At 46.6% G+C, this 14,426-nt stretch carries 14 protein-coding genes; 5 read left to right on the forward strand and 9 right to left on the reverse strand.

What is annotated here, in order from left to right; translation table 11 throughout:
• Positions 1-2: 2 nt before the first annotated feature.
• Both CEQ32_RS06410 and CEQ32_RS06415 read right to left on the reverse strand, forming a co-directional pair.
• Complete coding sequence (locus CEQ32_RS06410; RefSeq protein WP_088585723.1) at positions 3-797, reverse strand: TIGR00266 family protein; 795 nt, start codon at positions 795-797, stop codon at positions 3-5.
• 148 nt (positions 798-945) lie between these two features.
• Complete coding sequence (locus CEQ32_RS06415; protein WP_069454782.1) at positions 946-1,860, reverse strand: LysR family transcriptional regulator; 915 nt, start codon at positions 1,858-1,860, stop codon at positions 946-948.
• Positions 1,861-2,076: 216 nt separating this feature from the next.
• Between CEQ32_RS06415 and CEQ32_RS06420 the strand changes: the two genes are divergently transcribed.
• Positions 2,077-3,237 (forward strand): homogentisate 1,2-dioxygenase, encoded by a 1,161-nt coding sequence (locus CEQ32_RS06420; protein WP_037425347.1) that lies wholly within the window; start codon positions 2,077-2,079, stop codon positions 3,235-3,237.
• A gap of 115 nt (positions 3,238-3,352) precedes the next feature.
• Complete coding sequence (gene hppD / locus CEQ32_RS06425) at positions 3,353-4,393, forward strand: 4-hydroxyphenylpyruvate dioxygenase (RefSeq protein ID WP_088585724.1); 1,041 nt, start codon at positions 3,353-3,355, stop codon at positions 4,391-4,393.
• Positions 4,394-4,487: 94 nt separating this feature from the next.
• Here hppD and CEQ32_RS06430 read toward each other — a convergent pair whose 3' ends face one another.
• From CEQ32_RS06430 to CEQ32_RS06450, 5 genes are all read right to left on the reverse strand, one after another.
• Entirely contained in the window at positions 4,488-4,982 is a 495-nt protein-coding gene (locus tag CEQ32_RS06430) for an Atu1372/SO_1960 family protein (protein ID WP_037425353.1), read from the reverse strand.
• Positions 4,979-5,890, reverse strand: a complete 912-nt coding sequence (locus CEQ32_RS06435; RefSeq protein WP_088585725.1) for a glycine betaine ABC transporter substrate-binding protein — start codon at positions 5,888-5,890, stop codon at positions 4,979-4,981. The genes CEQ32_RS06430 and CEQ32_RS06435 overlap by 4 nt, the downstream gene beginning before the upstream one ends.
• 88 nt (positions 5,891-5,978) lie before the next feature.
• Positions 5,979-6,440 carry a VOC family protein gene (locus CEQ32_RS06440; RefSeq protein WP_037417625.1) on the reverse strand — a complete coding sequence of 154 codons (462 nt, stop codon included), beginning with the start codon at positions 6,438-6,440 and terminating at the stop codon, positions 5,979-5,981.
• Positions 6,441-6,464: 24 nt separating this feature from the next.
• Positions 6,465-7,625, reverse strand: a complete 1,161-nt coding sequence (locus tag CEQ32_RS06445) for an L-dopachrome tautomerase-related protein (RefSeq protein ID WP_050991290.1) — start codon at positions 7,623-7,625, stop codon at positions 6,465-6,467.
• A gap of 10 nt (positions 7,626-7,635) precedes the next feature.
• A complete protein-coding gene (locus CEQ32_RS06450) occupies positions 7,636-8,184 on the reverse strand; it encodes a YbhB/YbcL family Raf kinase inhibitor-like protein (protein ID WP_037425395.1) in 549 nt (182 codons plus the stop codon).
• A gap of 336 nt (positions 8,185-8,520) precedes the next feature.
• Here CEQ32_RS06450 and CEQ32_RS06455 point away from each other — a divergent pair, with 336 nt between their 5' ends.
• Positions 8,521-8,949, forward strand: coding sequence for a hypothetical protein (locus CEQ32_RS06455; protein WP_037425360.1), 429 nt, complete (start codon positions 8,521-8,523; stop codon positions 8,947-8,949).
• A 215-nt stretch (positions 8,950-9,164) separates the two neighbouring features.
• Here CEQ32_RS06455 and CEQ32_RS06460 read toward each other — a convergent pair whose 3' ends face one another.
• Positions 9,165-10,196: an IS630 family transposase gene (locus CEQ32_RS06460; RefSeq protein ID WP_037425363.1), complete on the reverse strand. Its 1,032-nt coding sequence runs from the start codon at positions 10,194-10,196 to the stop codon at positions 9,165-9,167.
• A 274-nt stretch (positions 10,197-10,470) separates the two neighbouring features.
• On the opposite strand from CEQ32_RS06460, the gene CEQ32_RS06465 reads away from it, so the two are divergent.
• Positions 10,471-11,094: a LysE family translocator gene (locus CEQ32_RS06465; protein WP_037425366.1), complete on the forward strand. Its 624-nt coding sequence runs from the start codon at positions 10,471-10,473 to the stop codon at positions 11,092-11,094.
• 108 nt (positions 11,095-11,202) lie between these two features.
• On the opposite strand, the gene CEQ32_RS06470 is transcribed toward CEQ32_RS06465, so the two are convergent.
• A complete protein-coding gene (locus tag CEQ32_RS06470) occupies positions 11,203-12,471 on the reverse strand; it encodes a GNAT family N-acetyltransferase (protein ID WP_037425369.1) in 1,269 nt (422 codons plus the stop codon).
• A gap of 109 nt (positions 12,472-12,580) precedes the next feature.
• Between CEQ32_RS06470 and ggt the strand changes: the two genes are divergently transcribed.
• Positions 12,581-14,320 (forward strand): gamma-glutamyltransferase, encoded by a 1,740-nt coding sequence (gene ggt / locus CEQ32_RS06475; RefSeq protein WP_037425373.1) that lies wholly within the window; start codon positions 12,581-12,583, stop codon positions 14,318-14,320.
• Positions 14,321-14,426: the final 106 nt, after the last annotated feature.

Below are 14,426 nucleotides of genomic sequence, written 5' to 3' on the forward strand. Positions count from 1 at the left end.
ACTTAACGGCCATCAATCATACGACCAAGACCGCCGAGGACTGAACCTTCACCGCGGTCGCTACCGCCAGCAGAAGGGGCGTGAGCAATAATGCGATCGGCCATACGCGAGAACGGCAGACTCTGCAACCATACCGTGCCATGGCCCTTTAAGGTCGCTAAAAATAACCCCTCGCCACCAAAAAACATCGATTTTAATGAGCCTGCGCGCTCAATATCATAGTCAATGCCTGGGGAAAAACCGACGAGACAACCGGTATCGACCCTTAAGGTCTCACCTTTTAGTTCCTTTTTAATCAGCGTGCCACCCGCATGGATAAACGCCATGCCATCGCCTTGTAAGCTCTGCAGAATAAAACCTTCACCACCAAAAAAGCCTGTACCTAAACGGCGGTTAAACTTCATGCTAACGCGAGTTCCGAGGGCCGCAGCGAGAAAACTGTCTTTCTGGCAAATCAGCTCGCCACCATATTGGGCAAGATCTATCGCCAAAATCGTACCAGGATAAGGCGCAGCAAAGGCGACTTTGCGTTTTTGATGTCCGAGGTTCGTAAAGTGCGTCATAAAGATGCTCTCCCCGGTCAACGCCCGCTTACCCGCTCCCATTAATTTGCCAAAAAAGCCTGACTCTGGCTCGGAGCCATCGCCCATCTTAGCCTCGAAGCTAATGTCCTGCTCCAGATAATTCATTGCCCCCGCTTCAGCTATTACGGTTTCGTTTGGGTCAAGTTCTACCTCAACCAACTGCATACTGTGGCCGATGATTTCATAATCCACTTCATGACAACGTCTAGACATACGATTCCCCTTTATTCTGTCGGTCCTTATTGACTGGGCGTACTACATCCACATCGCCCACTTCTGTGAGTTACTTTATGACATAAAATGTCAAAAGGCGATTATTTTTATTGTTCTCGTTGTTTCAAATCATTTCGTAATATGAGGTTTATCCTAATCCAACGCCGTTAAACTGCTCTGCTTTTGCAAATTCCTCTAAAATCAACTCAGTAAATAGCTTACCCGCACGCCCCAAGGGCCGCTCAAGGGTCGACACTAATTGGGGGATAAAGGTATAACGACTGCCACCGACAAAGTCGACCTCCACCAACTCACCGCTCAAAAGTTCCTCTTGCACTAAAAAGTCTGGCAGCCAGCCAAAGCCGAGTCCTTTTAATAACGCATTCTTTTTCATAATAAAACCAGAAAGATAAAACACTTTATCGCCGCCGAATTGCAGCTCATCTCGATAGGTTTTATTGGGAGAGGAATCTTCGATAGTCAACTCAACGTGCTGCTGTAACTCAGGCAGACTGATTTTTTTTAATAGTGCCAGCGGATGTGAAGCACTCGTCACCAGCACGCTAGTAATCGCTGGCAGCGGCTGTGGGTGATAATAGGGGCCGGTGCGGTAGTCTTTAACCAACATCAGATCCGCATTATCACGTTCGAATCTATGCTGCACACCGCCGAGAAACTCCATGTTGAGCTGAATTTTCGTTGGAATTTGATGCTCAGCCATTCGTTTAAGCGCTGTCATAATCGGCTCCATCGGCAAGGCGCCATCGATCACTAACTCCAGTTTTGGTTCCCAACCTTCACTAAAACGACTGGCTAGATGTTCAATATTGGCAAGGTGTTGCAGCAATCTTTGACCTTCAGCCAAGATCACCCGCCCTTCACTTGTCAACTCTGCTCGGTATTGGTCACGGCTAAAAAGCTGCACACCTAAATGTTCCTCTAGCTTTTTAACCTGATAGCTCACCGCCGATTGCGCCTTATGCAAACGCTCGGCAGCCTTAGCAAAACTACCCTCTTCCACCAGCACTTGCAGCACATTAAAAGCATCAATATCGATGCGCATGGGGACTCCTTAGCCGAATAAAAATGTCACGCAATCGCTACGAAGCGTAAAGTAGTTAATACCATCTATTTTTTAGATTGAGATGACAGATTTATTATTCTTTTTTTTGTTCATCTAAGCAACTAAATTGATAAGAAGATCACAGTAATGCAACTTGCAACATAACAATAAGCGCTGTAGGCACAGCTCACAGCGCATAAAACTCAAGGATCCACCATGCCATTTTATGTGAAACAAGGCCAAGTACCCCATAAGCGCCATATCGCATTTGAGAAGGAAAACGGCGAGCTATACCGTGAGGAGCTGTTTTCAACCCATGGTTTTTCCAATATTTACTCGAATAAATATCACCACAATATGCCGACGAAGGCATTGGAAGTCGCGCCCTACCACCTCGGTCACGGTGCCCAATGGGAAGATTCATTAGTCCAAAACTATAAACTGGATTCGCGCACAGCCGATCGTGAAGGCAACTTCTTTAGCGCCCGCAACAAAATCTTTTATAACAATGATGTGGCACTTTACACCGCAAAAGTCACCCAAGACACGCCGGAGTTTTACCGTAATGCCTACGCCGATGAAGTAGTGTTTGTACACGAAGGTGAAGGCACGCTCTACAGTGAATATGGCACCCTAGAGATTAAAAAATGGGACTACTTAGTGATCCCACGCGGCACTACGCATCAGCTCAAATTTAACGATTACAACAATGTACGTTTATTCGTGATTGAAGCCTTTTCAATGGTGGAAGTGCCTAAGCATTTCCGTAATGAATACGGCCAGTTACTTGAATCAGCGCCCTACTGTGAGCGCGATCTACGCACGCCAGTATTGCAAGCTGCCGTAGTTGAACGCGGCGCCTTCCCGCTGGTGTGTAAATTTGGCGATAAGTACCAGCTTACAACGCTAGAATGGCATCCCTTTGACCTTGTAGGTTGGGACGGTTGTGTTTACCCCTGGGCATTTAACATCACCGAATACGCGCCTAAAGTTGGCAAAATTCACTTGCCGCCGTCAGATCACTTAGTGTTTACCGCCCACAACTTTGTGGTATGTAACTTTGTGCCGCGCCCCTATGACTTCCATGAGCGTGCCATCCCCGCGCCTTACTACCACAACAACATCGATAGTGACGAAGTACTGTACTACGTCGATGGCGACTTTATGAGCCGCACCGGGATTGAAGCTGGCTACATTACTCTACACCAAAAAGGCGTAGCGCACGGCCCGCAGCCCGGCCGCACCGAAGCCTCTATTGGCAAAAAAGAAACCTATGAATATGCAGTGATGGTGGACACCTTCGCCCCACTGAAATTAACCGAACATGTGCAAAATTGCATGAGTAAAGACTACAACCGCTCCTGGCTAGAAAACTAAATCTGCTCGGCAGAACTAGTGAAAGGTTTATTAACTAAGCAACTAGCCGTAAGTCACCACCGCAAACAAGGCAAAAAGAGTGACTGCGTGTTGAATTAATCAAGAGGAACAGATCATGGCAAGCGAACTTAATCCATTGGGCCTACTCGGTATCGAATTTACCGAATTCGCCAGCCCCGACAGCGATTTTATGCACAAAGTGTTTATCGACTTTGGTTTTTCACTGCTGAAAAAAGCCAAGAATAAAGACATTTTGTACTACAAACAAAATGATATTAACTTCCTGCTTAACAACGAGCGCGAAGGGTTTTCGGCAGAATTTGCCAAATCCCACGGTCCTGCAATTTGCTCTATGGGCTGGCGTGTGGAAGATGCAAGCTTTGCTCACCGTGTGGCGGTAGAGCGCGGCGCCAAAGCCGTAGCCGATTCGGCCAAGGATCTGCCCTATCCTGCAATTTATGGTATTGGCGATAGCTTAATTTATTTTATCGACACCTTCGGTGCCGACAACAATATCTATGCCACTGACTTTGAAGACTTAAGCGAGCAAGTCATCACCCAAGAGAAAGGCTTTATCGAAGTCGATCACTTAACCAATAACGTCTATAAAGGCACCATGGAGCATTGGGCGAACTTCTACAAAAACATCTTTGGGTTTACTGAAGTACGTTACTTCGACATCAGCGGCGTACAAACCGCACTGGTGTCCTACGCCCTGCGTTCACCCGATGGCAGTTTCTGTATTCCGATTAACGAAGGTAAAGGCAACGATAAGAACCAAATCGATGAATACCTGAAGGAATACAATGGTCCAGGTGTACAACACTTAGCCTTTAGAAGCCGCGATATCGTTAAATCTCTGGATGCAATGGAAGGTAGCTCGATTCAATGCTTAGATATTATTCCCGAATATTACGACACCATTTTCGATAAAGTCCCGCAAGTGACCGAAAACCGTGAACGTATCAAGCATCACCAAATTCTGGTGGACGGTGACGAATCAGGCTATTTATTGCAGATCTTCACTAAGAACCTGTTCGGCCCAATCTTTATCGAAATCATTCAACGTAAGAACAACTTAGGTTTTGGTGAAGGTAACTTTACTGCCCTGTTCCAATCGATTGAGCGCGATCAAATGCGCCGCGGCGTACTGTAACAACAGTGAGTGAGATAGATTGAATGATGCCGCTCGCTTTACTGCGAGCGGCATTTTTATCGCTAAGCTTTTTAACCGCAAACATGGGTTAGGTTTATGCCGTCTGCTGCGCGAGTTGAGAATCCTCATGTAACTCGGCAAATAAATAGACCAAACATAAACTGTTTAACGGCATGACGGGGTTAGTCCAAATCATTCGGCTGTGGCGCCCAGCTTCGCCGAAAATCTCGAGCAATAAATCCGAAGCGCCATCGAGTGCTTTAGGATGTTCAAAGCAAGATTGATGAACATTTAGCACCCCTTCTAAGCGGTAAATTTGTTTTATTCGCGACAGCTCACCACAAGCCTGTTTCAATTGCGCTATGGCATTTAGGGTAGCAAGACGACAGGCCGCGTAACCTTCACCAACAGTATGATCTGCGCCCAATTGTCCTTGATACTTAAGCTTTCCCTGTAAATAGGGAAACTGACCCGAAGTCATTAATTGGCTACCAACAATTGAATAAGGTTCGTAATTTCCAAGCGCCGCTGCAACTTCAGGTAATTCAAGCCCAGCAGCCACTAACCGCGATTCGGGAGTGTTCATCATAATGTCATCTCCGAAGAAGAGGTATTAGTAGGATTAAGCAGCGGAGCTAACCACGTCGTCAAATGCGAAGGATTGGCTTCCAGCCAGTTCGCAGCGGCCTCATCTTCCGTCATTCCTTGTCGATTAACCGCATAATCGAGTTCTGCAACAATTTGATTCGATAACACTATGCTATCAAGTACTTGAATTTGCGCCGGCGAGAAATTAATCACTAACTCGCGTTCACGGGCCAGCAAAACCGCTTTATCTTTTCCCCCGAGTAACCCTTTTGAGTCCTGAAGATCACGAATACCATATTGATGGTGTAAAAATTGCGGATGCCACAATGGCACAATGACCCAGTCCCGTACTGACACTGCCGATTCAAATGCCGCCACACAATCGGCCTGAGTACCCGTTCTAAACTGATAACCTGCCGCAGTTAATCCATATTGCGCCATGATATTTTTAGAAAAACGGGTGATACCAGCCCCCTCACCAATACCTTGAATAATCGGCCGCATCCGTTGTTTTACCTCAGGTTTAAGCAAGTCTTCAATACGTGAAACCGCATCTTCAGGCACATAATCTGGTATACCCCAAAGTGCGTAAGGCTCATAATGTAGCCCTAATTCACGCGTTGCGGCTTGAGTCTCAACCTCCTGCCGATACACGCCATGACTGTGAGGTAACCAAGCCGAGCAAAGCAAATCTATCTGCCCAAGCTTGAGCCGATTAAAATTGGCCTCATGCAGGGCATAACTTAGCTCAACTTGTTTGCCCATCCGTCGCATTACTTGGGCAACAACTGCCGCCGTTACCCGATGAAAGCTTAAATCCGTTACACCTAAACGAATTGGCATTGTGTGATGATGGGCATGTTGGTCATTACATAATTGTTTTTGTTGAAGATCATCGATTAAGTTCATTGCTATCGCTCCAAGGGAAAACAAGCTAGATGAGGCAACACGCCCACGGTTATCAATTGTGCTATCGTGCGAGATCGCCTTGCGACATTTAGGCTGATCCCTCAGGCAAAATTGCCAGTCTTTCCATCGCGACACCCACGATGGCGTTATCTCTTGCATAGGGAAAAATCATTTCCACCGTAATGCCATTGGGATCTTCAATAAATAATTGATGCTCTCCAATCTCTGGGACAATTCGCTCCCTAAATGGGCATTGTTGTCGGCATAGATGCTGCTGCATTTGGGCCAAATTCGTCCCCCGAAAAGAAAGGTGATCAACCCGACCCGAACCAAACAGTGCACTGCTCTCGCCCAAATAAGCATCTAACGCTCGACTGCCAACTTCCACTAAATGCAAAATAGGTTTCTCTTGCGCATAAAGCCAATGACCAGGAAAACCAAACCGTGGCCGCCAACCTTGCGTTAAGCCAAGGATGACTTGATAAAACTGAACCGTTTCAGCCAATATCGGGGTACGGATCGTAAAGTGGTCTAATCCAACAATATTCATGTGATTTACTCCTGGTTTTAACAGTTAGTTACCCGGAACGCCGGCAGCTAATGGCTTAAAGCGGAAGATATAATAAGGTGGACGATTTTCTGCTTTGCCATTGTTTAATGCAGCGGACAGCGGCAGTTGGGCAGCGCCAGTATACAGGTAGCCCTCTTTGCCAAAGCTCACACCATCAGGCCACACCATGCGCTCGTCATGCACATAGGTTTGATATTGGCGACCCGTGGCAGGGATAATGCCGATAGCGCGCTCACCCACATCGGTTAGATAAAGATTATCTACTGAATCAATGCTTAACCCGCCGTTATTTGGCTTATCCGCGTATTCTTCAACCTTGGCGGACAGCGCCTTCGGGCTGAGATCCGGGTTAAGTAGATCTGCCATCGCGACACGATAGACTTTGTCCTTATTCATCGGCGCAAAATAAAGCCAATGTTGGGCATTGTCTAAGGCAATACCATCGGCGCCAACAAACACGTCAATACGCTTTGGATTGGCACTGGTACTATCAATAATCAGCGGTCGCTTCAGATCAGGCATCACGCTAGTATCCCCCTGTAATACACGCCGACTCTTACCCGTGGTTAAATCCACGACAACTAAGGCAGCCTTATCACCAACAGGACCCGTTGCAATACCTTCATCAGCAATCACAATCGCTTGATGACGGTTTGAAATAACAAAGTCATTGTGCTGCGATTCAGGAATAGACACAGGGAATGGCAACGGAATAATCCGGTCTAATTGATTTTTACGGGTATCCCATGCCACCAACTTAGGCTCAATTCTGGGTTCAGCTTGGCCAGAATCGAGCAACCATACTCGGTCCCGATCGTCGGTTCGCAAACCTAAAACCCAATTTAAACAAGTATTAGGATCTTTCGGTTTTCCTTGAGGATCATGACATTGTTGCCAATCTGAATTAGGAAATGGGTTTACTTTGCCATCTGCCAACAATTCACCCACCTTGACTTTAGGTTGATAAAAAGGGTGATAACTAAAGATAAGCCTATCGGTTGAGGTAAAACTAATGCCGCCAACAGCACCATCAAGCGTGGCATAAACCTCAGGTTGCGCCTGTGGTATTGCCGCTTGCTGAGCCATCAGGTTAGGTGAGATAAATGCTTGGCCTGTTAACATGACGAGCGAAGCGATGAGGGGGTGATAAGAATTAAATTTCATAAGCTTGCTCCTATTTTGAACCCGCTAATACAGTCAAGTTTGCTTCAGCTAGGCGATGTTGCCATAGATAAAAACCCACTAAGGCGGGACTAGCATTGGCGTCAATCGGTAACTTCGCAACATCCAAGGCATGCACTGTCCATACATATCGGTGTTCACGTCCCTTAGGTGGGCAAGGGCCAAAAAATCCTGGCTTACCTAAATCCGTATTGGCCTCAATCGCCTCAGCGGGTAATGTTCCTCCATTTACCCCACCTTCCAATTGATTGATTTGTGATGGAATGTTGTAAACTACTCGATGCCAGAAACCACTACCAGTGGGGGCATCTTTATCATAAAAAGTGACCGCAAAACTTTGAGTACCTTTTGGGGCGTGTTCCCAGGTTAACTTTGGAGCCAGATTGGCACCCGAACAACCAAATTGATTCCAATAATAATCGGCCGGAATAGAGGCATTAGGTGTTAAATTACTCTGCAAGCTAAACGTTGTAGCGCTATCTAATGAAGTCGTTTTAATGGGCTCATCTTGCGCACTCATGCTTGCCGGACTTAATAACATAGCACTGGTTATAAGAGACAATTGAAACAAATAAGCAGTAGAAAATCCTTGTATCATCGTATTCACTCACTATAGAAATAGAATTGTGAACAAGCATAACCTGAGTTCTTAGTTTGATAAGTCACGCTTTATTGATATTAGTTTCAAAAATTATTAGATAATCTCTTAAGGTATTTTTTAATTGAATAAGTTATGCTGCAAATTAATCACTAAATCACATCAACATAATTTACCGTATCTCGCGGCCATAAAACTGCAATGACACTTAATATGACCTTTAATGCTTAGGCTGCTTTCTATTCAGCTGCTTTCTATTCAAAAAATGAGGAAAAATCCATGTATCAGCCTTGGTTTCCACTTAATACTCCGCTAAAGCCCTATCCACTAGTTCATTGCCAACTAGATAATCTTTCATTAACACTTAGTTGGCAGCAAGACTCTGTGACCATGACAATCCATTTCGATACCATTGCGGGATTACAGGTAGTTGATGAATCAAGCTATCAGACTTATTTGAGTCATGTTGGTAATCGTAATATTACCTTTCCGTTAGATGAAGACCTAAACATCAGCGCAAAAAGCAGTGAATATTTTAGGTTGCCATGGCCGATATGGAAGTCGGTAAAAAATACCCGGCTTGATTGTTATGGTGAGCTAGGCAAACACATTTACACTCAGTTATACAGTTATTATATTGTTAGCCAAGAATGCGTATATTTAATTGATACCGAATGCGAACCTGAAGTTACACAATTGCTCATTTAAACATAATTGATTATTTTAAAAGCACTGTTTTAAAAGTCTTATTTCAATATCAGCCTAATTGGGTTCACGGTTAATCACATGTAAAAACGCGAGCATAGCCTGCTCATCTTTAAACGATACGATTACAAGAGACTTGTTTACAGGAAATCCTATTTAAACAAGCCATAACCGTTCTTTTCGTAAATTGGACTACTAAATAGCTGATCCGAATACTGCTACATTTTCGCCGTGCCATGCCCACTGCCAGGAAATGGGGAAACGGTTCCCATAAAATGCCATACCATGCCAAGCAGTTCCCGTATGTTCCTGCAAGCGTGATTGCGGGTTACCGTTTCATGCAGTGCGAGCCATAAGCGTTCTATCTTGTTGACCCACGGCGAGTATACCGGCTGAAATAGTAATCTGAATTTGGGATTATGCTTGAGCCAAGCTACGGTCTTACGGCTCTTATGAATAATGTAATTGTCCAGGATGAGCGTGATGGTTTTGGCTTTGCGGTAATGACGCTTAAGCTTCTCCAACATGGCAATAAACAGCTCTGACGCTTTGCTATCGCTGCTTACATAAAGCACTTTTCCGGTGCTGGCATGCAGGGCTCCAGCTATGTAATGCTTACGGTTGTTGCCTGGGGTGACAACGCGTTTTTGTTGTCCTTTTGGCATCCAATCTGCCCCGATTTTTGGGTTCAAGTCGATGTCTACTTCATCTTCATAGAAAACCGGATGCTCGACGCAACACTGCTCAAGTGCCTGATTTATCGCGGCCATTTTCTCCTCTTTGTGTGGGTCTTTGATACGCAATGTCGGAGCCGAGCGGCGCCAGACCATTCCTGCTTTAGGTAGTAATCGGCGGACGGTGGATGCAGCGATGTTGAGCTTAAGCTGTGCATTAATCACCATGGCAAGCAGTTCACTGCTCCAGCGGCTACGTTGGTAACCAGAGTCCTGTGGGCATAGCTGAATAAGCAAAGATAGACAGAGCAATATGGGGTCTATGGGCAAGCTTGCCGGCCGTCCCAGCGGCAGAGATTTAAGCCCATCAACGCCGCTTTCGGTATACCAGCCTAACCAACGACCAATACTGGAGCGTGCTGCACCAGTAGCATGATGAACGTCAGTAATCGACAGCCCTTGATGCAGCATCAGCATAGCGATAAGGCGTCGAGCGAAGTGTTTATCCTTGGTTTTATGGATCAATTTCTGTAGTTGTTTGCGCTCTGCGCGACAAAGTGGTGGTAAGATGGCCATTCTCAGTCCTCGGCGAGTGGTGGGTTTGTTTGGCGATAGATCAGATCGCTCAAACAGGACTGAGTTCCCTTCCTTTGATCTACTATTTGGAACAGCTATTTAGCTCTTGGTAATCATCCTGATGGCTTACTCCTCCCTCATTCGAAACAGAGAGTTAGCGGTAAGTAACCCCATTCAGCCATAGAAAAAGAAACATCATCCTGTCTACGTTGGCTAACTTAAGCATTTTCATTACACTAGCGTTCCAGTTAATTTCATATAGACCGCTTAGACCATGCCAGACTTTGCCTTACTCGCTGTTTTTATTCCGACGTTCTTTTTTGTTTCTATCACCCCGGGTATGTGTATGACACTCGCCATGACACTCGGGATGAGCATTGGTGTGCGCCGCACCCTGTGGATGATGCTCGGCGAGCTTATGGGAGTTGCCTTGGTCGCTACGGCGGCAGTCATGGGCGTGGCCAGCATTATGCTTAACTACCCTGAGGTTTTTCAGATATTTAAATGGGTGGGCGGCATTTACTTAGGCTATATCGGTGTGCAGATGTGGCGTGCTCGAGGCAAGATGGCGATGCTCAGCGATGATGACACTAATCCAAGAGCCAGTAACTTTACCTTAATTTCACAGGGCTTTATTACCGCCATTGCCAACCCTAAGGGTTGGGCGTTTATGGTGTCGCTCCTGCCGCCCTTTATTAATGCCGAGCGCGAAGTCGCGCCGCAACTCCTTGCTCTACTGAGTATTATTATGGTGACAGAGTTTACTTCTATGTTGGCCTACGCTAGTGGTGGCAAAAGTTTGCGGATCTTTTTAAGTCGCGGCGATAACATTCGTTGGCTAAATCGTATCGCCGGCAGCCTAATGATTGGTGTTGGGATCTGGTTAGCGATGAGCTAATCAAACATGCCGTCTTGAGTCATATGTGCTTAGCACATCACTTTTTGTATAGCATCATTCGCGTCGCGCCAACGGATTTGTTGACGCGATGTTTTACGTTTATGGTGGCTATTGGCCTTTTTTATAGGGCAATACCTCACGCATCTGCTGCATATACACTTCCATTTGCGCAGCTTCCTCATCGGTAAAATGCGCAATCGCCCGCTTAAATTCAGGATGGGCAATATTGTGGTAGGAATAGAGCGCCACAGGCTCGAACCCTCGCAGTACTTTATGTTCGCCCTGCGCGCCTGCATCAAATAGACCAATGTTATGGGCGATGCAATATTCGATGCCCTGATAATAACAGGCCTCAAAGTGCAATCCCTCAAGCTCGACAATACTGCCCCAGTAACGGCCAAACAGGCACGTCTGCCCTTGCTCGTTGCGGCCCGTAAAATACAGCGCGCCCGCAATCATCTGCCCTTTTGCATCACTTACCACCAACAGCACAATCTGTTCGGCCAAACGCTCGGCGATCATGTAAAAAAATGTCGGGGTTAAGTAGCCGCGATGGCCGGATCGTTTAAGGTAGGTTAGTTGATAACATTCAATAAAATGCTGCCATTGCTGACTGCTAATCTCCGCTCCCGCAACAAACTCATATTGCAAACCATAGGGCTGTAATTGGGCGCGCTCCTTAAGGATATTTTTGCGCTTACGGGAAGTGAGCGCCGCTAAAAAGGTTGCAAAATCTTTATAGCCACGGTTATGCCAATGAAACTGAGTGCTTAGACGCCGAAGGGCGGTGTAATTCGATGCCTCAGTAAATAGTGCTTGCTGCGAAGACGAGACAAATAAACTATGCCAAGAGGACATAGGCGTATCCGCATTCGCTAATTGCCCATTTAAACAAGACAATACGGCAAGACTTAGCTGCTGCGCCTCCTCTGCCAAAAGCGTAGGCGACAGCCCCATCCGCCGCCCTTGCACTGGGGTAAACGGTATGGCATTTAATAATTTAGGATAATATTCAAGGCCATGACGCTCATAGGCCTGCGCCCACGCCCAATCAAACACATATTCGCCATAGGAGTGGGATTTTTGATAAAGCGGCATCAATGCTAGCAGCGGTAAAGTCATAAAATCTGCGGCATCTTTTGGACTAATGATTACAGTATCAGGCGCTAATTCTTGTGCAAATTCACTGCCGGTGGCGTCGAAAACACACAGATGATGTGGACGCCACCCCGTGGCGGCGCAGGCAGACAAACTCTCCTCTAAGCTCAGTAAATAGGCATGTCGGACAAAGGGATTATCCCTCCCCATCAAGCTATCCCAATTATCGGCGTCAATACTCTGCACCGCGCTGGCAAAGGCCAAAATCAGTTGTCTCATGAGTTGAATTCTTATCCGTTAAACACACTAAGCCAAGATCCAAGGTTGCAATTAAGCCTAATACTCGGCACATTGCATAGTCATAATGAAAATAAATTCAGGATTGAATATGCACCGCGCAGTACCTTTTAGACCTCTAATTCTCGCCATCGCCATGGCACTGCCTTTATTGTCTTCGCCCACTCTCCATGCTGAAGAGCCTTCGATTTTCAGCCAAATGGCCACGGCACAACCCGTATGGGCAAAACATGGCATGGTCGCCAGCCAAGAAACCTTGGCCAGTCGCACAGGGGTTGAAATCTTGAAACAAGGCGGTAATGCCGTCGATGCTGCGGTGGCGGTGGCATTCAGTTTAGCGGTTACCTTACCCCGTGCTGGCAATATTGGCGGCGGTGGCTTTATGCTCGTTCATCTGGCCAAAGAAAATAAAACTATCGCTATCGATTATCGGGAAATGGCGCCATCAAAGGCGAAAAAAGACATTTTCCTCGATGAGAATGGCGATGCGGTGACTAAATTAAGCCGTGAACATGGCCTTGCTGTCGGTGTACCTGGCACCGTAATGGGCATGAGTTTAGCCCTTGAAAAATATGGCACTATGACCATGGCACAGGTCACTGCGCCCGCCATCAAAATGGCACAAGAAGGGATTAGCGTTAGCCCAGATTTGGCTGTATCCCTTGCAGGCTTAAAGCGCCGCATGAGTCAATGGCCAAGCACGGCAGCCATCTTCTATAAGGCCGACGGTAGCGACTTCCAAGTGGATGATATTTTAAAGCAGCCAGAACTCGCCCACTCCCTGCAACTCATCGCCGAGAAAGGCACCAAAGGGTTCTACGAAGGTGAAACCGCAGAAAAGCTGGTTAAGGCCGTGCAAGAAGCTGGCGGTATCATGACCTTAGAAGATCTAAAACACTACAAAGCTGTTGAGCGTGAACCCGTTCGTGGTCAATACCGAGGATATGAGGTGGTTTCGATGCCACCGCCATCTTCAGGTGGTGTGCATATTATTGAAATGCTTAATGTGTTGCAGCAATTCCCTATCGATAAATTCGGTCACAATACGGCGCAAACTATCCATGTGATGGCTGAAATCATGAAGCATGCCTACGCCGATCGCAGCGAATACTTAGGCGATCCCGATTTTTATAAAGTGCCCGTCAAGCAACTAACGGATAAGGACTACGCCCAAAAAATTGCCAGCCAAATTGCCCTGAACAAAACAACGCCAAGCGAAGAAATCAAACCCGGTAATCTAGCGCCCTATGAGAGTGACCAAACCACGCACTTCTCGGTGGTCGATAAATGGGGTAATGCGGTGTCCAACACTTATACCTTAAACTTCAGCTACGGCTCGGGCTTAGTCGCCAAAGGCACGGGGATTTTACTCAATAACGAAATGGATGATTTTTCCGCAAAACCAGGCACCCCTAACGGTTATGGCTTAGTCGGTGGCGATGCCAACGCGGTAGAAGGTAACAAGCGTCCATTAAGTTCAATGAGCCCCACCATAGTGATGAAAGACGGCAAACCCTTCTTAGTAACGGGCAGCCCAGGCGGTTCACGCATCATTACCACCACGCTGCAAATCATTATGAACGTAATTGACCACGGCTTAAACATTGCCGAAGCCAGCAATGCTGCGCGGGTACATCACCAATGGCTCCCCGATGAACTGCGGGTCGAGACCAGCCTGAACCGCGATACCATTTCATTACTCGAAGCCAAAGGCCATAAGGTGAGTGTGCAATCGGCCATGGGTAGCACTCAATCCATTATGGTGACAGACCAAGGGATATTTGGCGCCACCGATCCCCGTCATTCAGGTAGCGAAGCCGTCGGTTACTAATCGCTGATTGGCATACAAGTGATATGTAAAAAGGCAAGGAAGCCATGGATTGGAGCGATAAGGCTAAGCGCAAAGCTGCTGGATATTGAGCATTCAAGCTAAGCCC

Origin of the sequence: Shewanella sp. FDAARGOS_354 (genome assembly GCF_002209245.2) — a bacterium.
GTDB lineage: Bacteria > Pseudomonadota > Gammaproteobacteria > Enterobacterales > Shewanellaceae > Shewanella > Shewanella xiamenensis.